Raw genomic sequence first — 20,946 nt, forward strand, 5'->3', positions numbered from 1 at the left:
TCACCGGTTACGTTCTGCCTCCTTCAGTGTACCCGGTTCCTCAGCATCTGAATTGCCCTTATGCTGTTTTCCCGCACACGCCGGTCGGCGGTGCTTTTGCTGAGAAGCTCCAGTGCATTTATCAGGTCATCTTTCCGTGCTTTGTCTTTCTGGCTGAGCAGCCTGCGGGCAATGCTACCAATGAGCTCCAGTGCTTCTTCATTGTCATTCTCGCCCGAATCCATAAATCCTCCGCTGAACGAACCAGCTATAAAATATAGCATTGTTTCAGGTGGGGGAAGGTAACTGTTTCCGTACCGGTGAGCTGATAACTTATTAAGCTCCGAGGGCCAAAGGGAGCAAGTTTCTGTCAGAGGCTCAAGCCTATTATCTGCTCCCAGAGGATTATTACATTCAAATGTAAGCAACGTCCGCTATTGGCACTTAGCGGCCGGTTAGCCCCAGCTCCCAATTGTAGTTGCAACCATCTCTTTACAATTTCAATTTTTAACAAGGGAAATATTCCTAACGTAGTTCGGGAGCACTGAGTTCTGCTTTTTCTCACCATCCCGGATTATCGCATTTATTATGGTTATCAGCTTCCGGATACATGCAGTCATAGCAATTTTGAAAACTTTGCCTCTGGCGGTCAGATTTTCATAATAAGCTTCAATTTCCGGGTTATAGCGCACAGCCGAAAGCACAGCCATATACAACATTGAACGGATATCTGAACGGCCACCCCATATCATCCAGCGCCCACTGAAATTCCCACTATCTCTGGAGTAAGGGCATAGTCCGATAAGAGCACTTTTCTTAAGCCGATCAAGAGTTCCCAGTTCAGGCACCTGGGTAAGTAATGCCGCCATCACAACCAGCCCTATCCCTTTAATCTCTTTGAGCAGTTCCACTTTCTCTGTCAGTACGGGAATCTGCCCGATTCTTTCAGCAAGGACTTCGTCGATTCGCTTTACGCTCGTTCTTTATGGCGCTTCAGGTTCAATGACCCGACTGTTTGATATACCGGGAGTTTGGGCTGAACACTGTCATAATCTCAGGTCAGCTTCTGTAACGGGCGGGCATTTTTTCCCAGACTCTTCACCCCGGTGAGGTGGTTGATCATGTGAGTGCATTCCTGAGTCACTTTTCTTTCAGAACTGATGAAAACAGATAAATCCTCATATTACGCAATGCGCAGAAGGCTTGTGACTCAGGCAACCGAACCGGCAAAGTCGAAACCGTATTATTGACCCTGCCAGCAATGCAGACAGAGACGTAAGGGAAGACTGTTACCCATCATGTTAACGTCATTGAAGCACTTACAGACTACCCCGGCCAGAAAACGACTGGATTTCCCACCATTTGCAGAATTCCAGTCGTCCCATCAATATTTCAGATTTGAATTCACCACCGTCAGGTATTCACCTGCTCAGTCATCTGAGGAGGCAGTCCAGTGATTTCCTCCAGCTGAAACTCTGCTATCAGTAACGAGCGGTCTTCAGACCCGTTTTCAAAAAAGCAATGGCCAGAGCGAACTCAATGAACACCGCGGCCAGAATGCCCGACTGTGCCCGTCCGGTGTAGAAATCCAGAAGTCCATCGATGGCAATAATCAGGCAGGCGATGATGAGCCCCGCAGACAGGGCCCGACGAGTCGGCGAAGGTGGGGCATTTCTGGCCCGCCAGAACATGACACAGAGTCCGGCGTACATGGCGGCCGCCCGTCTGCTGACGAGGCCGGCAGCATCGGTATAGTCCACCCCCCAGCCGGTCAGCGCCTTTTCAGGCATAAACATCCAGACAAGCGTCAGGATGAAAAAAAGTACGGATGTAATAACGGACAGGCGGCGGAATGAAGCGTCGGATTGATGCATGGGACCTCTATTTTATTGACTTGAATTTCGCACTCATTTTGTTGATCTGATAAAATATTCAGACTGAGTGTTTTTTCATCACTTTCACAGATTTACAGGCTTACAGTTAATTCAACAACGACTTTGCCTCTGGCATGCCCCCCCTTGAGGTACGACAGCGCCCTGAGCGTTTCATCGAAGGTAAATACCTTGTCAATGACTGGACTCAGCTGTCCGGCATCCACCAGTGTGGCGATGTCTGCCAGCCGGCCACCATCCGGACGGACAAAGTGAAAGGCGTAGCTGGCGTCGCGCCGGGCGGCAAGTTTTTTGATTTTGCGGCTCATCAGCCAAAAGATGGCCCTCATCATCGGGTTCATATTTCTCTCATGTGCGAATGCGACGTCCAGCGGACCGACAAGCGAGACAATCAGCCCCCCGGGCCGGAGTATTTCAACCGCTTTTTCAACGCCGTCACCCCGCACGGTCCCCAGCACCATGTCATAGTCTTTCAGGATGGTTTCAAAGTGTTGCGTCTTATAGTCAATCACGTGCTGTGCCCCCAGAGACCGGACAAGCTCCGCATTGCCTGCACTGGTAGTGGTGGCAACGCTTGCACCCAGATATCGCGCCAGCTGAATGGCAATGGTGCCAATCCCACCCGACCCCGCCGGGATAAAGACGTTCTGGCCTGCACGAACGCCCGCGCGCTCAAATGCCTGCCAGGCGGTCAGGGCCACCATTGGCAGTGACGCCGCCTCGGTAAAGCTCAGCGTCTCAGGCTTCAGTGCCGCAGCGTTTTCCGGCACGGTAACATATTCCGCCAGCGAGCCTTTATCCATGTCAAACACGCTGGCATACACGGCATCGCCGGTGCGAAAGCGCGTCACCTGACTGCCGGTTTCCACCACGGTTCCCGCCAGGTCGCTGCCCATCACGGCAGGAAGCGTAAAACGCAGGACTGGTTTAAACGTCCCCTCGGGGATCATATAGTCAATCGGATTGAGGCCCACGGCGTGAACCTTCACCAGAATTTCATTTTCTTTAATCGCCGGACGGGGGAGGGTTTCAAAATCCACGTGAGCGTGTTTGCCATAGTTTTTCAGTACAAGTGCTTTCATTTTTTTTATTCCGTAAGTTTGCCGGAGTTTCAGATATAAAAAGCCGGGCAGACAGGGGATGTTTCAGCTTTAAGTGCCTGATGCACAGGGGGTCGTCATAGCCCCAGACTTTTGCGTATGCCTGCATCCAGCAGCGATGCGGGCATGAAGCGGCGCATGAACGCCAGCTTTGCCGCCGTCTTTCCTGCCGTATAGCGAAGCCGCGGGCTGCTGTCCTGCGCGGCATTTACCACCACCTGCGCCACCACCTCAGGCTCGTCGGCGGTTTTCATCGCCTCGCTCACGACCTGTCTGAGTTTTTTGCGCAGCCCCTGATTTTCAGCCAGGGGGGTGTCCGGTGCCACGTTGTTTGCTTCAAACTGCGTGCGGGTATAGGCGGGCTCAATCACGGACGCGTGTATGCCGGCCGTACGTACCTCATGGTCCAGCGCCTCCGTATAGCCTTCCACCGCGTGCTTGCTCGCCGCGTAAAGCGCCACGTAAGGCATCGGCACCAGGCCCAGCACCGAGCCGATGTTGATGATGCGCCCCTTACCCTGCACGCGCATCTGCGGTAGCACGGCGCGGGTCATGCGCACCACACCCATGAAGTTGGTGTCAAACAGGGACTGCGCCTGCGCCATCGAGCTCTCCTCGGCGGCGGCGGGCTCCAGGCCAAAGCCGGCGTTGCTGACCAGCAGGTCGATACGCCCTTCGCGGGCAATAAGCTCGCTGACCGCCGCGTCAGCCGACGCGTCGCTGGTGACGTCAAGCGTCAGCATGCTGAAGCGGAACCGGCCCGCCTCTGCCGGACGGCGGCTGGTGCCGTAGACGCGATATCCGGCGTCGGTCAGCTTTTCTGCGACCGCCAGTCCGATGCCGGACGAGGCGCCGGTCACCAGCGCGACAGGGTTATTAGTTTTCATGTTATCTCCGGAGTGTGCACAAAAATGCCGGCCACAGCCGGCATGGTTTATATGATGTCTCAGACTAGTTCAGGGCGGCCAGGTCTTCAGCGCGGAAGCCGTGCAGCTCGTCTGTGCGGCCCGCGCGGACTTTTTCAACCCAGTGCGGGTCGGAGAGCAGCGCGCGGCCGACAGCAATCAGGTCAAACTCTCCGCGCTCCATCCGGGCGTGAAGGTTATCCAGCTCCGCCGTGCCGGAGCCCTGGCCGCCGAACGCGCCGAAGAAATCACCCGACAGTCCTACTGAACCCACGCTGATGGTGGCCGCACCGGTGAGCTTTTTCGCCCAGCCCGCAAAGTTGAGCCCCTCACTGCCGTCAACGTCCGGGAACTCCGGCTCCCAGAAGCGGCGCTGGGAGCAGTGCAGGATATCCACGCCGGCCTCAACCAGCGGTGCCAGCCATTCGGTCATTTCCTGCGGCGTTGTTGCCAGGCGGGCAGCATAGTTCTGCTGTTTCCACTGGCTGACGCGGAGGATTAGCGGGAAGTCGGGGCCCACTGACGCGCGCACGGCACGCACGACATCAGCTGCAAAGCGGGAGCGCTCCGCAATGGTTTTCCCGCCAAACGCGTCCGTGCGCTGGTTGGTGCCTGGCCAGAAGAACTGGTCAATCAGGTAGCCGTGCGCGCCGTGCAGCTCAACAACGTCAAAGCCCAGACGCTTCGCGTCCGCTGCAGCGCGGGCAAAAGCGGCGACCGTATCGGCAATGTCTTCCTCAGTCATGGCCACGCCCCGCGCATCACCCGGGCCGACCAGGCCGGACGGGCTTTCAACCGGCGCGTCAGGCTCCCACTCGCCGCTGCGCGTTGAGCCGGTGTGCCAGATTTGCGGACCGATGCGGCCGCCGGCCGCATGCACGGCGTCGGCTACCTGCTTCCAGCCCGCCAGGGCCTGCTCACCGTGGAAGAAAGGGATGCCCGGCATGTTACGGGATGCCGGGCGGTTGATGACGGTTCCTTCAGTGAGGATGAGGCCGGCCTCACCCTCCGCGCGACGGCGGTAGTAATCGGCGTTTGGCTGGCCCGGAATGCCTTCGGGCGCCATGCCGCGGGTCATCGGTGCCATCACGATGCGGTTGGGCAGCGTCAGGCCCTTCAGGGTAAATCGGGAAAACAGTGCGTTACCGGACATGGGTCGGTTCCTTTTTAAGGTCAGTTTTATAGTGAGCGTGCTGGGGCGTTAAAGCCCGCAGCGCAAAGATGTCATTCGTCAGCGTTCAGGTAGCGCGGTGCCGGATGTTCCTGCCGGAACTCCGGCAGCATCGCCTGGCGGGCCTGCTCGTGTAGGGTCCACTGCTCTTCTTTGTGCAGTGGCGGAATGGTAACGGGTTCACGGCGGTCATAGCCGACAAGTGCGGCATCCACCATGTCGCCCGCGTCCATCACGCCGCTCAGCGTATTCACGTCAACCCCCGAGCGCTCCCGGATTTCGGTGCGCGTGGCGGCCGGCAGGACGGCCTGGACGTAGACGCCCTGCGGACCCAGCTCAAGACTCAGGCCCTGCGAGAGGTAGAGCACAAAGGCCTTGGTGGCCCCGTATACCGTCATGTCGAACTCCGGCGCCAGCCCGACCACGGACGCCAGGTTAATGATGCTGCCGCGCCCCTCAGCGGCAAAGCGCCCGGCGGCGGCGTGGGCCAGCGTTAGCAGCGCGTGCAGGTTAACGGCCGTCAGCCGGTTGATATCTTTAGCGCTCTGCGTGACAAACGAGCCTCCAAGGCTCATGCCGGCGTTGTTCACCAGCACGCCGATGCTTTCGTCCTGACGCAGGCGCTGTGAGACTGCTTCCACGGCAGACGCGTCCGTCAGGTCCGCAGGTAGCACTTCAGTCCGGACGCCATACTGCGCCTGTAGCCTGTCAGCCAGCGCGTTCAGCCGGCCGGCGTCGCGGGCGACCAGTATCAGGTGATGTCCGCGACGGGCAAAGCGGTCCGCATAAACGGCACCAATGCCCGTTGAGGCGCCGGTTATCAGTACTGTCGTGTTGTCAGCCATCTCTTTTCTTCGGTTTTCTGAATGAAATTTACGCTCAGGAGTTTTTTAAATGATGCATGGCATGTATAATAGATGTCAACTGTCATTTAATGATATGGGGTGACGATATATGCGCTACACCACGTTCGGCAGAAACACCGGCCTGCGCGTCTCAGAGCTTGCGCTGGGTACGGGTAATTTTGGCACCGGCTGGGGCTACGGTTCGGAAAAAGAGGAGGCCCGCGCAGTGTTTGACGGCTACGTCAGCGCGGGCGGAAACTTTATTGATACGGCAGACACCTACCAGGCGGGGCAGTCCGAGGAGCTGGTCGGGGAGTTTATAGCCTCAGCGCGCGACAGCCTCGTGGTTGCCACCAAATACACTCTGAGCGCCCGACCGGATGCAGGCGTGGCGCAGACCGGCAACAGCCGGCGCAACATGATTGCCTCGGTTGAAAACAGCCTTAGAAGGCTGAAAACGGACCGCATAGACCTGCTCTGGACCCACTTTGATGACCAGCTGACACCGCTCGAGGAGGTGGTGCGCGCCTTTGACGACCTCATCCGGTCAGGGAAAGTGCTGTATGCAGGACTGTCAAACTTCCCGGCGTGGAAGGTGTCGCGGGCGGACACCCTGGCCGAGCTGAGGGGCTGGTCCCGCATTGCCGGCATCCAGGTGGAGTACAGTCTGGCCGAGCGCAGCGCGGAGCGGGGGCTGCTGCCGATGGCGGAAGCGCTTGGCCTGGCGGCGACGATATGGTCGCCGCTCGGCGGAGGGCTGCTCACAGGCAAATACCGCAACAGCCAGGAGGGACGCCTGCAGGGGTTCGCAGGCAGGCTGGTTCACACGGAAAAAGACCCGGCACTGCTGGATGAGGTCCTCAGTATCGCCTGCGCGCTGAACGCGCTGCCGCTTCAGGTGGCAATCGCGTGGCTGCGTCATCGCGCTGCACAGGCTGCCACCCCGCTTATTCCGATAATTGGCTCGCGCACCCCGGCACAGCTCGCCGACACGCTCGCGGCTCTGAACGTCAGCCTGACGGACGAGCAGGTTGCGCGGCTTGAGAATGTCAGCGCAATTGATTACGGTACGCCTCACCGTCAGATTGTAGGCACGCTCCCCAGAGCGCAGGGCGCGGAGTCTGATAACTATCTCCCCGTCACACCGCCTCGCGCATAATTGAGCAATTGCGGTTTTTACCCGGGCACGGACCGCCGCGCCCGGCAAGATTCAGTCAGAATGGAGGATTAATGGGGCGCGTATCAAAAGAACAGATGGAGCGTAACCGGGACAGTATCATCAAAGCGTCAGCGGAGCTTTTCCGGGAGCGGGGGCTGGACGGCGTCAGCGTCAGCGACATCATGGCGGCCGTGGGCCTGACGCACGGTGGCTTTTACGGCCATTTCAACTCAAAAGATGAGCTTGAAGCGCTGGCCTGCCAGCGTGCGTTTGATGATACTCGGGCATTTTTCTCGGCAGCCAACATCGCGACCTTTGACGAGTTAGTTGATTATTATCTCTCCACCGGGCACAGAGACAGCGTCGGCAACGGATGTACGGTCACCGCGCTGGCATCAGACGTGCTGCGCAAGTCGGCGGAAAAACCGGTACGCGGGGCTTACACGCGCGGTGTTAAAACGATGGCAGAAAATCTGGCAGCTCTGCAGGGGAATTTACCGGACAGCTCACCATCTGACAGCCATCTGGCGCAACTGGCGATGATGACAGGTGCGCTTATGCTCGCACGGGCAACTGAGGGTGACGAGCTTTCCGACCGCTTTCTTAGTGCGGCAAAACATTATCTGCACGAAACAGGCAGTCATCGTGAAAAGTGAGCATCCGGGGCCAGAGTGTGATGAATAAACCGTACTGAGGATATCTGCGGGCAGCTCATCCCCGAAAAAATCATAAAATACGCAACCGGATGTCTGATCATTGCCATCAACGGATTGCAGAATAAAACCGGACTGAACTGCAGGTGATGCTGATGACCTTCGAAGTAATCAGTGCCTTTCTGACCTACACGTTGATTACAGCTTTTACACCAGGGCCCAACAACATTCTGATACTGAATTCAGTAAACAGAAAGGGCATAAAACGCAGCCTGCCCGCGTTAACAGGAATGGGGGCAGGTTTTCTGATGGTTATGATGCTATGTGGTACCTTCTCACTGACGCTGGTTAACGTGCTGCCCGCGCTGAAAAATGGCTGGCAGTGGCGGGGGCGGTGTACATTCTCTGGCTGGCCTGGCGTATTGCGACAAGCCCCCCAGATAATGCAACCAGGAGCCCGGATATTATGGGATTCTGGAGCAGTTTCTGGCTCCAGTTTGCGAACGTAAAAATCATACTTTACGCCATCACAGCCCTTTCTGCATTTGTGCTGCCTTACACGCATGAATCTTCAGTAATATTTGGGATCAGTCTTATTCTGGCCGTCATTGGCAATTTAGGTCACCTGTCCTGGGCTGTGGCAGGTCATCTTTTTCAGCACATTTTTAATAAACACACCCGGCTAATGAATTCGCTGCTTGCTCTACTCCTCCTCTACAGCGCATTCCGCATGTTGATGTAGCAAGTGAACAGGAACTGTAAATATAAGCAGCCAAAATGAAGTGACCTGCTCCCCGCTGTACAACACAGTTTGTTGTTAGCTACTTCCCCTTTTGGCACACAGCAGCCGTTAAGATGAAAGGTCTTTCACCTTAGAATATGTACGGTCAGATAATGCTTGCGATGGTCATGTAATTTGCAAACGGTCACCAGGTAAAATGCAAAAGGGTAGTCAAGTCAAATGCAAGTACGCAGCTAGAGCACTGATTGTATTATTCAGCCCCTGCACGGATGCCCCTCTTCAGCGCACATGAGCTACCGGGATTTCATTCCAGCGTGTCGTATAGCCGGGGCTCAGCATCTCCCGTTTCATTTTCCATTCTGTATCCATTCCCTGTCCGGCAGACCTTCCCGAGTCCCGATTGATTAATGCCATCCAGCACTTTCATCAATTGCGGGCTTTTCGGCCGCGGCTGATTATCATCAAACAGATTCAGCTGGGTGACGCCAAGAGGCGTAAAGTCATCGAGCATGACACCGGCTTCATGTAGCGGTGGCCATCGACCCAGATGCGATCGAGCGCGCGCAATACCACGGCAGTTATGTCCCGGGTGTCCTGTGTCGGCAGCGTCAGTTTCTCACCGGCGCTGTTCCCGTAAAATATTTCGCCGGTGGCGTGCGGTGAGGTCCGGATAAATACGCTGATATGCCGACAGTACTGGCGCTCCCCCCGCAACTTCTCGGCTGCCCGGGCTGCGTACTGACAGAGCGCCTGTGTCATGGCGAGCTTTGTAGTTACCCGGCTGCCAAAACTGCGGCTGCATACTATCTGCTGTTTTGATGGCGGGAGTTCTTCCAGAGGTATACAGGATTCACCGTTGAGTTCACGCACGGTTCGCTCCAGGACGACGGAAAAGTTTTTCCGGATAAAGGCCGGATGAGTTCGCGCCAGTTCCAGTGCGGTCTGGATACCGAGCAGATTCAGCTTTTTGCCGATACGGCGACCGACTCCCCAGATTTCTTCCACCGGTTGGCGGGAGAGAAGGGTAGCAGTGCGTTTCGGATTATCCGGTGTCAGAGCGAGGACACCGCGGAATTGCTTCCACTCCTTACTTGCCCATTGTGCCGATTTTGCCAGCGTTTTCGTCGGGCCCATACCTACGCCGATAGTCAGTCCGGTCGTGGCCAGCACATTTTCGCGCAACCGACGGCCGAAGTGCTCAAAATCCTCGCAGCCATTGATACCGGTCAGATCGAGGAACATTTCATCGATCGAATACTGCTCTACGCGTGGCGTCATTTCCTCAAGAGCTGTCATCACGCGCTGGCTGAGGCTGTGGTAGAGCGCGCAATTATAACTAAATACATGAAATTTATCAGGAAAATCCAGATTTTTTATCTGGAACCAGGGGGCACCCATAGGAATGCCTATTTTTTTCGCGGATGCGTTGCGTGCGATCACACAGCCGTCGTTATATCTGAATGTCGCTAACAGTTAGTTATATGTAACAATCTAATTTTAATTACTATTTAATTACTATTTAATTGCTATCTTTTTCTGTGTGTTTGGTCTCGGTGTGTAGACCCTGAGCCCACAATCCTGTCCGATTCGTGCCAAAACCGGAAATTGCCATAGTGGTTTGTGTGAGTCAACGCGGAGCAGGTCATAGGAAAAAACGATTCTTGTGCAAGAGAATATATAAATATAAAATTAAATCTTACCATTCCTGACCATCAAGGAAGCATCTCTGTATATATCTGATAAATATGGTTCTTTCTCATTTTGGCGGAGTTTTTCTAATGTAGAGATGGTTGCTTTTCTTGTCACTTCATGACCAGAATTAATAAGTTGGTGTACTGCTTTATGAATAGCGTCAGAAACCAGCATGTGTCTGTCATTATCTTTATGCATAATTGCCCATTAAAGTGAGATAACTCTGACGAACAGATCTTCCGGAAATTAAATTTATCGGATTCCTGTAATTATCGAAAATGACTTTAACCAGTGAAAGTAACAATACTTACTACCCATCCGTTTCCTTTCGCAACATTAACTAGAAATCTATTCATAGAGATAACCATATAAAGTTATCAACAACCCTTTACTTAGGGGGGCAATCTAACATATAAATAAAACCCTCAAAATATTTGTGCTTTCACACATCAGCACGATTTATAATTAATTCGGCATTCTGATGACCGGGGGGAAGCGACATCCAGAAAGTCACATCCATGGATATCTCATACTCCGCATGTGATTCGACAAAAAAGTGAGTGCCCCCTTGGGATTGACCACCATAGAGCCAACCGCCTTGAACTTCACCCGACTTAAATTGAACAACACATTCCTGCTTAAGCCCCGGAATTTGCTCATTAATATCAACCCATTCAAGTATATGACGCATGTTTTCATCCTATTGGATATTTTCTTACTGATAAAAAGAGCTGGCTCATCAACTGATGAAGACTGAGTTAACTGTCTTTTCTATTCAGCTTCCAGTACGAACAGCACTTTACAATGCGGGCAGATCATAGCCTGTCCACGCCGTTGTTTTTCCAGAGATTGCACTGCATTTCTTTTGCAAACGGGGCATTTTATATTCGCCTCAGTCCGCACGAAAAATTTTACAAACGGGTTTGACCATTGCATAAATCACTTCCTGGTGTTGAGATATCATTCTAGCATGAATATTTACTATTCATTAACCTTATCACTCCAAACTGTCCTTTTTTTCTCAATGTACTATTTTTGTTGTATATATATTTTTAGTATAAAAACACGGAAATTAAAGAAAATTAAATCGTGATTCACACTATACTTTAATAAGGCATAGGTTTATTTCCACGTGTCTGGGATCTGGTTTTAATCTTGCCACGTAGTTTTCAAAGCGAGTTATTTATGTTACATATGATGCCATTATGAAAAAAAAGCACACCTCTTAACCTGTTTACATAACACAATCACAACGGGAAATACCTCATGAAAAAGACGCATTTCCTGAGAAAATGTTGCCTTATCAGGACAACCAGCAAGATATTTTTTCTGATGCAGAAATGGAGCGTTATGAAGATCGCATGTTACGGAGTCATAAATTCGGAACAATCAGTCCATGCTTTGCCACGGATGTAAGGCTCTGTTTATCTCCCGGGCTCGGCCTAAAACCGCAGACCAGAGCCCATATCCTATACTTATGTTAAATTCCGGCAGCTGTTAAATCCCTGATGCCTGACGCCCATCCTGAGAGAACGTTTCTGAACTGATTTCGCAACTGCTCATGCGCGCTAACGTTGCATCAGAGCTATGCTATGAAAATGAACCCCAGAGCGTGGTTTAACCACTCCCGTATTCCGATGAATGCCTCCGAAAACGTTACGTTTTCGGCGAACGATCCTGCCGGTGAAAGCACTCCGCGGTCAGAACTCTTTTCGACCGTCCAGATGGAACGCTACGGTCAGAAGCTGGCGCGGACTCATAAAGTATCGCCGGATAAACATCCTTATTATCTTCTGAAACGGCTTGGCGACAATGAGGCCGTTATCACCCAAAACTGCTATGAGCTTAACGCGGGGAAAAAGACCAGTATCATGCCCGCCGGGGAGTGGTTACTGGACAATTATTATCTGATTGAAGAACAAATCCGCACCGTCCGCCAGCACTTGCCGAAAAGCTTTGGTAAAGGTCTCCCGTCGCTGATGTCGCCGCTGAATTGCCCACGAATTTATCATATTGTATCAGAGGCCATTGTTCACGGCGATGGCCGCTGGGATGCCGCCACCCTGACCAGCTATCTCACAGCCTATCAACAGGTGACACCGCTGACACTGGGTGAAGTCTGGGCGTTACCGGGAATGCTGCGCCTGGCGCTGATTGAAAATCTTCGTCGTATCAGCATGGAAGTGATAAAAGCTCAGCAGGACAGAAACCTGGCAGATTCGTGGATAACAAGGATTTTCGAATGTGCAGAGAATGCACCTGGTGATTTAATTATGGTGGTTGCCGATATGGCGCGCTCCCGACCTCCGTTAACCAGTGCGTTTGTCGCAGAGCTGGTGCGGCGCCTGCAGGGGCATGGCAACGCGCTGTCGCTACCTCTGACCTGGGTTGATCAGTGCCTTCGGGAACAGGGGATCACCACCGACGTTCTCATACATAGCTTCAATCAACAGCTTGCCGCCACCCAGCTGTCTGTCAGTAACAGCATCACGGGTCTGCGATTACTGAGTGAAACTGACTGGGCTGATTTCGCCGAAACGATAAGCGTCGTCGAGCAGGCATTACGCAATGATCCTGCCGGTATCTATCCCCGGATGCACTTCAATACCCGGGATCACTACCGGCACGTTGTTGAGGTCCTGGCCAGAGACAGTGGTCTCAGCGAGCCTGAGGTTGCTGACAGGGTGCTGGCGCTTTCAGAGGAAAAAGCTCCCGATACACCGGAACATCACGTTGGTTATTATCTTGCGGGTGAAGGTCGACAGGCGCTGGACATTCATCTCCTGGCAGACACCTCAAGGCTCATACGCTTGCGGCACAGTTTCAACAGAATAACCCTGCTGTCATGGTTTGGAAGCCTGGCGTTGCTGACAACCGCAACGACCGCGGCAATATTGCACGAAACTGCCATGCAGGGCGCAGACTGGCTGTTGATCGCAATGATATTGCCTCTGATTATCGCTTTGACTCAGTTAATGAGCGATTTACTCAGTGACGCAACCACCCGTTTTCGCGTTCCTCGCCCCTTGCCGGGGATGGATTTTTCAACGGGTATTCCCGCTGACAGTGCCACCATGTTAGTCATCCCCTGCATGCTGACCAGCCACGAAAGTTTCAGCCAGCTCCTCACCAGTCTTGAAGTCTGCTGGCAGGGGAATGAAAACGAAAATCTCAGGTTCGCGCTGCTCACTGATTTTGCTGATTCTGAAAATGAACCCTCGCCGGAAAGTCACATGCTGCTCAGACAGGCGATCGCCGATACGCAGGAGCTGAATCGCCGCTACCCCTCCAGCCGCCCACGTTTTTATCTGCTACACCGCCAGCCTGAATGGAATCCCGTGGAAGGAACGTGGATGGGCTATGAACGCAAGCGGGGAAAACTGGCGTTACTGAACAGCTGGTTGCGCCATCCGGGGACCCAATTCGTCAGCATTGCTGACATGCCTGCCCACCTTTTACCTGGTCACATTAAATATGTCATTACTCTGGACAGTGATACGGTGCTGCCGCGCGATACGGCACACAAACTGGTTGCGACGATGGCGCATCCGCTGAATACGCCAGAGTATGATCCGGTACGCCAGAGGGTTGTCAAAGGATTTGGCATTTTACAACCCGGTCTTGCGGAGAAGATACCACGCAACGGTCAGGGGAGTTACGCAGCCCTGCGCAGCAGCATACCGGGCAATAACCCTTATTCGATGATGTCTTCGGATATTTATCAGGATCTCTTTGGGGAAGGATCGTTCGTGGGCAAAGGGATTTACGATGTTGACATTTTTATGCAGGCTACTGCCAATACCTGCCCGGAAAATCTGATTCTCAGCCATGATCTACTCGAAGGATGCTATGCACGTTCGGGTCTGCTGAGTGAGGTACTACTCTACGAGCAGTACCCTAATAATTATCTGTCGGATGTTGCACGCCGTTCACGCTGGATCCGGGGTGACTGGCAACTGCTTAACTGGCTGAAACCACGTGTCAGAAAAGCCGATGGAACCCGGGCCAGGAATCCCCTGAACGCGCTTTCTTACTGGAAATTACTCGATAATCTGCGTCGCAGTCTGGTAGCCCCCTCTTTACTGGTATTGCTGTTCTTCACCCTGCTTTGGGTACCCAATCCGGTTTACTGGCTTGGCGTACTGTCACTGATATGGCTGTTGCCAGCCATCCTCTGCATCACCCATGACCTTCTGCATAAACCGCTGCGTCGCCGCCTGAAGCCGCATCTGTTACTGGTGGGGGCGGGCGGGCTGAAGCGTCTGTCAGGTATCGGCCTTAATTTTGCGATACTGCCGCACGAAGCCGGATATTCGCTGAAAGCGATCGCCGTGACGCTATGGCGACTGGGGATCAGCAGGCGTCACCTCAGCCAGTGGGTCAGCCACAGCCAGGACAGCAATCAGGCCAGCCCCACTGTTGCACGTTTTTATCAGGCGATGTGGCTGAATGTTGCAGGTGGCGTGGCGCTGACAATACTGACCGGAAAATTTGGCCCACAACTGCTGGGGATTGCGTTACCGATCGGTTTGTTATGGTGTGTGGCGCCGCTGCTGCTGAGCTGGCTGAGTCGCCAGCCCATGCGTAAGGTGTTTTCGCCAAATCAGGAACAAAACCAGCTGTTACGCCAGACAAGCCGTGAAATCTGGGCATTTTTTGAAACCTTTGCCACAGAAAAAGAGAACTGGCTTCCGCCTGATAACTATCAGGAAATACCACAACCGACGGTGGCACATCGAACTTCCCCTACCAATATTGGTCTGTCCCTTATGGCTAACCTGACGGCATGGGACTTTGGCTACCTGCCAGGCGGAGAAGTGCTCCGGCGCGTGTCGCTCATGCTCGATACGCTGGACAAAATGGAGCACTACCGGGGCCATCTCTACAACTGGTATGACACCCGCACGCTGGCCCCCCTCAGCCCACGCTATATCTCAAGTGTCGACAGCGGCAACATGGCCGGGCATTTGTTGACACTGCGTGCAGGGCTGTCCGCCATGCGTCATCAGCCTGTTTTAAACAGCCAACAGATACTGGCAGGACTGAACGATACGCTGGATATTCTGGAAAAACAGTGGGGTCAGAACCCACCTGACAGCCTGCTGCAGCTGCGCAAACACTGCCTGAGCGCGGTGTCGCTCTCTCCGCAGGCGTTTTTCCGCGAACTGAAAAACATGCGCACCCAATGCAACCATCTGACCACGCCATGTCATCAGGGATCTCCCCTTCAGATACGCTGGGCAGGGCATCTGGAGCATCAACTGGTTCAGATTTGCCATGAGTGGTCGCTGTTGCTTGGCTGGTTACCTGCATCCTGGAACGAACAGACGCTGCCGACGCTGAGCGAGCTTGCCCGTACGAAAACCGCTACAGGAACACCTCCGGCGTCAGCGACGGAGCAGGCCCGAATGCGACTCAATATTATCACCGAGCTTGAACAGCGGCTGGATGAGCATGCCCGGATGGATTTCGCCTTTCTGTACAGCGAAGCAACCAGTCTGCTCAGCGTCGGTTATAACTGTGACACGAATACGCCTGACAAGAGCCATTATGATCTCCTGCCGTCTGAAATCCGCCTCACCAGTTTTCTTGCCATTGCGACTAATCAGCTGCCTCTTAAAAGCTGGTACGCGCTGGGTCGACTGTTTACCACGATTGATAATGAAACTGCCCTGATGTCATGGAGCGGGTCCATGTTTGAATACCTGATGCCGAATCTGGTGATGCCCACCTTGCCCGGCAGCCTGCTCGATGAAATGAGTAAGTCGGCGGTTATGCGACAGATTCACTGGGGGAAAGAACGCGGGGTACCATGGGGTGTTTCAGAGTCTGGCTATCATGCTTTTGATGTTCAGCATAATTATCAGTATCAGGCATTTGGTGTCCCGGGTCTCGGGCTGCGCAGGGGGCTTGCCGATGACATGGTTGTCGCCCCTTACGCCACACTACTGGCGCTGATGGTCTCCCCACAGAGAGCCTGTGAGAACCTGTTCCGGCTGCAAAAAAATGGTGCACATGGAGAATACGGTTTTTATGAAGCGCTGGACTATACCCCCTCACGCCTCGCAACCGGTCAGCTCTATGCGGTGGTACAGTCCTGGATGGCGCATCACCAGGGCATGGCATTTCAGGCGCTGGCTCATGTGCTGCTTGACGCCCCGATGACTGAAAGATTCATGTCCAGTACGGTCTTCCGGTCAGCGAGCCTTCTGTTACAGGAGCGCGTGCCGGATGCGGTCGATCTGTACAGTCCGCGCCGTCATTTTGAATCTCATGAGGGCAGGATCAAACCCGTCCGCTATGAACCCCGTATTTTCTATAGCGTGGATACACCAGCTCCGGATATTCAGCTCCTGTCCAACGGCCATTATCATCTGATGTTGACCGCGGGTGGCGGTGGTTACAGTCGCTGGAATGAAATTGCACTTACACGCTGGCGCAGTGATACCACCCGCGATAACTGGGGAGCATTCTGCTATATCCGCGATACACAGACGGGAAATGTGTGGAGCAATACCTGGCAACCGACAGGTTACACCAGCGCACACGACGAGGAAGTATTATTCACCGATGCGGGGGCTGAATTCAGACGCACCTTCGGGGAACTCAGCGTCAAAACTCAGGTGGTGATCTCCCCGGAGGATGATGTTGAGTTGCGACGGCTCACACTGATTCATCGTGGTCGCCATCCCCGCTCTCTGGAACTGACAACCTATGCTGAAGTAGTACTGGCACCTGATGCCAGCGATCTGGCACATCCGGCATTCAGCAATCTGTTTATTCAGACTGAGCTGGATCCTGAGCGTGACGCTATTCTTTGCCACCGGCGCCCGCGCTCCCCGGATGAAACCGGTCCTTGCCTGTTTCACATGATGGTGGTGCGTGGCGATAACCGACATGATGTCTCGTTTGAAACGGACAGGGAAAAATTTATTGGGCGTGGCAGAACCCCTGCGGATGCCCTGGCAATAGAGGCTGGAGGGACGCTCAGCAACACGTCGGGGTCAGTGCTGGATCCGATACTGACAATTCGCCACGCCATCATTCTGCAACCGGCGCAGCCGGTCACGATTGATATCATTTATGGTATCAGTGAGACCCGTCAGCAGAGCCTGGCGCTGCTGGAAAAATATCGCGATTACCCTATTGCCGATCGCGTCTTTGAACTGGCCTGGTCTCACAGTCTGGTGGTATTACGCCAAATGAACGCCAGTGAAGATGATGCCACTTTGTTCAATCGTCTCGCCAGTGCTGTGCTTTACCCTGTCCAGGAGCTGCGCGCCGAAGGCCAGGCGATCAGCCGCAACCGGCGTGGCCAGTCCGGTCTGTGGGGCTGGGCAATTTCGGGCGATCTGCCGATAGTGCTGCTTAGTCTAACCAGCGAGGAAAGTATCACCTCAGTGACCACGCTGATTCAGGCACACCGTTACTGGAGACAGAAAGGGCTGGATGTTGATTTGGTTATCCTGAATAACAGCCCCGGCGGCTACCAGCAGGGATTACAAAATCAGATTATGGATTTAATTTATGCCGGGTCTGAAGCCAGTCTGCTGGACAAAACGGGCGGGCTTTTTGTCCGTAATGGCGAGCATCTCTCCGCTGAGGATAAGTTGCTTTTGATGAGCGTGGCCTGTCTTTATCTTGATGACCGCGCAGGGGGTATTAATGAGCAGCTTAACCAGCGTATTCATACCCTGAAATCGCCGGCCAGAGCATTCATTCCGCGTGCTGTGCGCGAGCGTAATCAACATACGGACTGGAGCCCCGATATCAGTCAGTTATGCCATTTCAATGGGTACGGTGGATTTTCTCAGGATGGTCGGGAGTATCAGATTGTCCTGCGGGAAAATGCGCTTACACCGGCTCCCTGGTCAAACGTACTGGCAAATTCCCGTTTTGGCTGTGTGATTTCAGAGTCAGGACAGGCCTACTCCTGGTATGAGAATGCACATGAATACCGGTTGACACCGTGGGAGAACGATCCGGTGAGCGATCGCAGCGGCGAGGCGTTTTATCTGCGCGATGAAGAGAGCGGTGAGTGCTGGTCACCGACGGCTTTGCCTGTTCGCGGACACGGTGATTACCTGACCCGCCATGGTTTTGGTTACAGCGTTTTTGCCCATCGTGAAAGTGGTATAGACAGCGAGCTGACGGTCCTGGTTGCCGAAGAGGAGCCAGTTAAACTGGTGCTCCTGACGCTCAGTAACTCTTCGGGACGGACACGTAAACTCTCCGTCACAGGCTATGTTGAGTGGACGCTCGGAGGATCACGAACTCGCTCAGCCCCTCACATTGTGACACATGCAGCCAGAACGCCTGGTGGCTATGGGGTGCTGGCGAACAACTTTTATGGCGATAACGGTGGCGGCCGAACTGCATTTTTTGCCGTCAGCGGTAATGACTGTTCGCTGACGGGGGACCGCCGGGAGTTTATCGGCCGTAATGGTTCCCTGCACGCCCCGTCGGCCATGAAACTGAGCAGGCTTTCAGGTAAGACGGGCGCCGGTCTGGATCCCTGCGGGGCGGTACAATCTACGGTTACATTAATTGATGGGGATCAGAGGACGTTTATTTTTATCCTCGGCGCAGAGGAGAATGATGTTTGTGCTCAGGAAACGCTGGCCCGTTACATGAACGAGGATACGGTCCGTCAGGAACTGAACCGGGTTCATAACCACTGGCATAATGTGCTCGATAAAATCGTGGTTAACACCCCCGACACGTCCGTAAATTTACTGGTTAATGGCTGGCTGTTGTATCAGACAGTAGCCTGCCGCCTTTTGGCCCGCAGTGGTTACTATCAGTCTGGCGGTGCATTTGGTTTTCGCGATCAGCTACAGGATACACTGGCACTGAGCCATGCTGACCCGGACCGGATGCGTGAACAGATAATACTGTGTGCATCACGCCAGTTTATCGAGGGTGATGTGCAGCACTGGTGGCACCCGCCACTCGGCAACGGTGTGCGCACCCGCTGTTCTGATGACTACCTGTGGCTGCCGCTTGCCGTTTGCCACTATGTTGAAACGACGGGGGATATGGATGTACTGGAAATACGCATTCCTTATCTGGAGGGACGCCCGCTTCAGCCTGGTGAAGAGTCTGTCTATGACACGCCGGCCATCAGCGGCACCGAAGAGACACTCTGGTTACACTGCGTCAAAGCGATTCGCCATGGACAGCGGTTCGGGGTGCATGGTCTGCCTCTGATGGGGGCAGGTGACTGGAATGACGGGATGAACCGCGTGGGTATCGAAGGCAAAGGTGAAAGCGTCTGGCTGGGCTTCTTCCTGTACAACATTTTGCAGCGGTTTGCAGGGCTGGCGGAGCGCAGGCTGGATGAAAGTGTCGCCTCGATGTGCCGTTCACAGGCGCTGCACCTGCAAAGCAATCTCGAAGCCCACGCCTGGGATGGTGAATGGTACCGGCGCGGATATTTTGACGATGGTTCTCCCCTGGGGTCGAAAGCCTCACAGGAGTGCCGGATTGATGCGATTGCGCAGAGCTGGTCTGTATTGTCCGGGGCCGCAAGCCCGGGACGGTGCGCAAAGGCCATGCAGGCGCTGGATAAGCACCTTGTGGATAACGAGGGGGGACTGATCAAACTGTTAACGCCCCCTTTCGATGGACACGGTCCAAATCCGGGTTACATACAGGGGTACCTGCCCGGTGTGCGGGAAAACGGAGGGCAGTATACACATGGCGCCATCTGGGCAGTGATGGCATTTGCCCGAATGGGGAATGCCGAACGTGCCTGGCAACTCTGGTCAATGCTCAACCCTATAAATCATACTCTGAATGCGGGCTCGGTCGGGATTTATAAAGCTGAGCCTTATGTCATGAGTGCTGATGTCTACAGCGTCGCTCCCCATACCGGACGTGCAGGATGGAGCTGGTATACCGGTTCCGCAGGCTGGGCCTGGCGTTTACTTACCGAGGAATTACTGGGGATAAAACGTTCCGGTACTGACTTTACGGTTCATGCCCGGTTACCGGATGAGTGGCCGTCTTTTTCTGTGGCCTATCAATATGGTGAAAGCCATTATCAGATTAGCGTTGCACGCGGCGACGGAGAGTATCGGGTTACGCTGGATGGCATCCTCCTGCCTGACGACAGAATTCCGCTGCTGGATGACAGACAACACCATACGGTTGAGATAATTCAAAACTGAGACTGATTTAAAATGCGCATTAAAGCCTGCCGTTAATGCGCTGATTATCTCTGAGAACATCCATCGCCGTCTGCATGGCGACTTTGTCATCCCGCCTTTTTTGCCTGCCCTGCATTACCTGTAAGTACTCAAGCAAGGTTCGGGTATTTATCGGCCGGCCCTGTTTACCCACAGCCAGCACGGCTTCGCCAAGAATAATTTTCACTGGCGGTAGCTGTGCCGGGTACCAGTCAAGGGTGTCTTCTGATTTCATCATAAATTTCTCATGGAAGGGTATTGTATCATAAATCAGACGTTCATTTTTCAATGTCTCATGTTCTGATTAAGTTGTAAATCATCATAACTTAAGCCAGTTATTTTTATATTAAAGCGTATAATAATTAATGTATTCATCAGAGAATATTATTTATATCTTATACAAAAGGACTCAGGCACTTTAAAGAAAGACCGGTTGATGTTGCCTGCCCGGTATGCGAGTACAGAGCCGATCAGAAAGCAGGTAAACTAAGACAAGATGCGGTTCTGGAGTCCCCTGCCTGCAGGCTGTTGTTCAGGCCATCAGAATGCTGGTGTATCGGCGGCTGATCAGCTTCTGCAACTTAACCTGAGCGATGTCAGGTAATGACACTATTTCTC

At 53.7% G+C, this 20,946-nt stretch carries 17 protein-coding genes and 1 pseudogene; 5 read left to right on the forward strand and 13 right to left on the reverse strand.

Features of this window, described 5'->3' with window-relative positions; translation table 11 throughout:
* Window positions 1–23: 23 nt before the first annotated feature.
* From AC6I8X_RS28450 to AC6I8X_RS28480, 7 genes are all read right to left on the reverse strand, one after another.
* On the reverse strand, window positions 24–224 hold the full coding sequence (locus AC6I8X_RS28450) for a hypothetical protein (protein WP_497842095.1): 201 nt from the start codon (window positions 222–224) through the stop codon (window positions 24–26).
* 255 nt (window positions 225–479) lie between these two features.
* Entirely contained in the window at window positions 480–890 is a 411-nt protein-coding gene (locus AC6I8X_RS28455) for a transposase (protein ID WP_497842096.1), read from the reverse strand.
* Between the two features lie 570 nt (window positions 891–1,460).
* On the reverse strand, window positions 1,461–1,853 hold the full coding sequence (locus AC6I8X_RS28460) for a hypothetical protein (protein WP_497842097.1): 393 nt from the start codon (window positions 1,851–1,853) through the stop codon (window positions 1,461–1,463).
* 92 nt (window positions 1,854–1,945) lie between these two features.
* Window positions 1,946–2,953, reverse strand: coding sequence for an NADP-dependent oxidoreductase (locus AC6I8X_RS28465; RefSeq protein ID WP_497842098.1), 1,008 nt, complete (start codon window positions 2,951–2,953; stop codon window positions 1,946–1,948).
* 95 nt (window positions 2,954–3,048) lie between these two features.
* A complete protein-coding gene (locus AC6I8X_RS28470; RefSeq protein WP_497842099.1) occupies window positions 3,049–3,858 on the reverse strand; it encodes an oxidoreductase in 810 nt (269 codons plus the stop codon).
* 64 nt (window positions 3,859–3,922) lie between these two features.
* Window positions 3,923–5,029 carry an NADH:flavin oxidoreductase gene (locus tag AC6I8X_RS28475; protein ID WP_497842100.1) on the reverse strand — a complete coding sequence of 369 codons (1,107 nt, stop codon included), beginning with the start codon at window positions 5,027–5,029 and terminating at the stop codon, window positions 3,923–3,925.
* 71 nt (window positions 5,030–5,100) lie between these two features.
* The gene (locus tag AC6I8X_RS28480; RefSeq protein WP_497842101.1) at window positions 5,101–5,892 is read right to left on the reverse strand and encodes an SDR family NAD(P)-dependent oxidoreductase; all 792 of its coding nucleotides are present in this window, start codon (window positions 5,890–5,892) and stop codon (window positions 5,101–5,103) included.
* Window positions 5,893–6,001: 109 nt separating this feature from the next.
* Here AC6I8X_RS28480 and AC6I8X_RS28485 point away from each other — a divergent pair, with 109 nt between their 5' ends.
* The 3 genes and pseudogenes from AC6I8X_RS28485 to eamB all read left to right on the forward strand — a co-directional run bounded on the left by AC6I8X_RS28485 (window position 6,002) and on the right by eamB (window position 8,446).
* The gene (locus tag AC6I8X_RS28485) at window positions 6,002–7,051 is read left to right on the forward strand and encodes an aldo/keto reductase (RefSeq protein WP_497842102.1); all 1,050 of its coding nucleotides are present in this window, start codon (window positions 6,002–6,004) and stop codon (window positions 7,049–7,051) included.
* Between the two features lie 71 nt (window positions 7,052–7,122).
* Window positions 7,123–7,707: a TetR/AcrR family transcriptional regulator gene (locus AC6I8X_RS28490; RefSeq protein ID WP_497842103.1), complete on the forward strand. Its 585-nt coding sequence runs from the start codon at window positions 7,123–7,125 to the stop codon at window positions 7,705–7,707.
* A 152-nt stretch (window positions 7,708–7,859) separates the two neighbouring features.
* A pseudogene (gene eamB / locus AC6I8X_RS28495) lies at window positions 7,860–8,446 on the forward strand (cysteine/O-acetylserine transporter).
* 279 nt (window positions 8,447–8,725) lie between these two features.
* Here the strand turns inward: eamB and AC6I8X_RS28500 are convergent.
* The 5 genes from AC6I8X_RS28500 to AC6I8X_RS28520 all read right to left on the reverse strand — a co-directional run bounded on the left by AC6I8X_RS28500 (window position 8,726) and on the right by AC6I8X_RS28520 (window position 11,074).
* Window positions 8,726–8,860 (reverse strand): DUF4113 domain-containing protein, encoded by a 135-nt coding sequence (locus tag AC6I8X_RS28500; protein WP_497842104.1) that lies wholly within the window; start codon window positions 8,858–8,860, stop codon window positions 8,726–8,728.
* A gap of 57 nt (window positions 8,861–8,917) precedes the next feature.
* Window positions 8,918–9,919, reverse strand: coding sequence for a translesion error-prone DNA polymerase V subunit UmuC (gene umuC / locus AC6I8X_RS28505; RefSeq protein ID WP_497842142.1), 1,002 nt, complete (start codon window positions 9,917–9,919; stop codon window positions 8,918–8,920).
* A 216-nt stretch (window positions 9,920–10,135) separates the two neighbouring features.
* The gene (locus tag AC6I8X_RS28510) at window positions 10,136–10,336 is read right to left on the reverse strand and encodes a hypothetical protein (RefSeq protein WP_497842105.1); all 201 of its coding nucleotides are present in this window, start codon (window positions 10,334–10,336) and stop codon (window positions 10,136–10,138) included.
* 244 nt (window positions 10,337–10,580) lie between these two features.
* Window positions 10,581–10,829 (reverse strand): hypothetical protein, encoded by a 249-nt coding sequence (locus AC6I8X_RS28515; RefSeq protein ID WP_313684633.1) that lies wholly within the window; start codon window positions 10,827–10,829, stop codon window positions 10,581–10,583.
* A gap of 80 nt (window positions 10,830–10,909) precedes the next feature.
* Window positions 10,910–11,074, reverse strand: coding sequence for a YnfU family zinc-binding protein (locus AC6I8X_RS28520; protein ID WP_313684631.1), 165 nt, complete (start codon window positions 11,072–11,074; stop codon window positions 10,910–10,912).
* 656 nt (window positions 11,075–11,730) lie between these two features.
* Here AC6I8X_RS28520 and AC6I8X_RS28525 point away from each other — a divergent pair.
* The gene (locus tag AC6I8X_RS28525) at window positions 11,731–20,310 is read left to right on the forward strand and encodes a GH36-type glycosyl hydrolase domain-containing protein (RefSeq protein WP_497842106.1); all 8,580 of its coding nucleotides are present in this window, start codon (window positions 11,731–11,733) and stop codon (window positions 20,308–20,310) included.
* Between the two features lie 19 nt (window positions 20,311–20,329).
* Here the strand turns inward: AC6I8X_RS28525 and AC6I8X_RS28530 are convergent, their stop codons facing one another.
* Entirely contained in the window at window positions 20,330–20,563 is a 234-nt protein-coding gene (locus tag AC6I8X_RS28530; protein ID WP_497842143.1) for a YnaE/YdfK family cold shock protein, read from the reverse strand.
* A 155-nt stretch (window positions 20,564–20,718) separates the two neighbouring features.
* Between AC6I8X_RS28530 and AC6I8X_RS28535 the strand changes: the two genes are divergently transcribed.
* Window positions 20,719–20,895 carry a YnfU family zinc-binding protein gene (locus tag AC6I8X_RS28535; RefSeq protein ID WP_497842144.1) on the forward strand — a complete coding sequence of 59 codons (177 nt, stop codon included), beginning with the start codon at window positions 20,719–20,721 and terminating at the stop codon, window positions 20,893–20,895.
* The last annotated feature ends 51 nt before the right edge of the window (window positions 20,896–20,946 follow it).

The sequence above is a fragment of the Pantoea sp. X-Soil-TKNS-1280 genome (assembly GCF_059730475.1).

Coding starts and splice junctions, on each gene's coding strand:
- AC6I8X_RS28450 (WP_497842095.1), bottom strand. CDS start 224: ATGGATTCGGGCGAGAATGACAATGAAGAAGCACTGGAGCTCATTGGT.
- AC6I8X_RS28460 (WP_497842097.1), bottom strand. CDS start 1,853: ATGCATCAATCCGACGCTTCATTCCGCCGCCTGTCCGTTATTACATCC.
- AC6I8X_RS28465 (WP_497842098.1), bottom strand. CDS start 2,953: ATGAAAGCACTTGTACTGAAAAACTATGGCAAACACGCTCACGTGGAT.
- AC6I8X_RS28470 (WP_497842099.1), bottom strand. CDS start 3,858: ATGAAAACTAATAACCCTGTCGCGCTGGTGACCGGCGCCTCGTCCGGC.
- AC6I8X_RS28475 (WP_497842100.1), bottom strand. CDS start 5,029: ATGTCCGGTAACGCACTGTTTTCCCGATTTACCCTGAAGGGCCTGACG.
- AC6I8X_RS28480 (WP_497842101.1), bottom strand. CDS start 5,892: ATGGCTGACAACACGACAGTACTGATAACCGGCGCCTCAACGGGCATT.
- AC6I8X_RS28485 (WP_497842102.1), top strand. CDS start 6,002: ATGCGCTACACCACGTTCGGCAGAAACACCGGCCTGCGCGTCTCAGAG.
- AC6I8X_RS28490 (WP_497842103.1), top strand. CDS start 7,123: ATGGGGCGCGTATCAAAAGAACAGATGGAGCGTAACCGGGACAGTATC.
- AC6I8X_RS28500 (WP_497842104.1), bottom strand. CDS start 8,860: ATGGCATTAATCAATCGGGACTCGGGAAGGTCTGCCGGACAGGGAATG.
- AC6I8X_RS28510 (WP_497842105.1), bottom strand. CDS start 10,336: ATGCATAAAGATAATGACAGACACATGCTGGTTTCTGACGCTATTCAT.
- AC6I8X_RS28515 (WP_313684633.1), bottom strand. CDS start 10,829: ATGCGTCATATACTTGAATGGGTTGATATTAATGAGCAAATTCCGGGG.
- AC6I8X_RS28520 (WP_313684631.1), bottom strand. CDS start 11,074: ATGCAATGGTCAAACCCGTTTGTAAAATTTTTCGTGCGGACTGAGGCG.
- AC6I8X_RS28525 (WP_497842106.1), top strand. CDS start 11,731: ATGAAAATGAACCCCAGAGCGTGGTTTAACCACTCCCGTATTCCGATG.
- AC6I8X_RS28530 (WP_497842143.1), bottom strand. CDS start 20,563: ATGAAATCAGAAGACACCCTTGACTGGTACCCGGCACAGCTACCGCCA.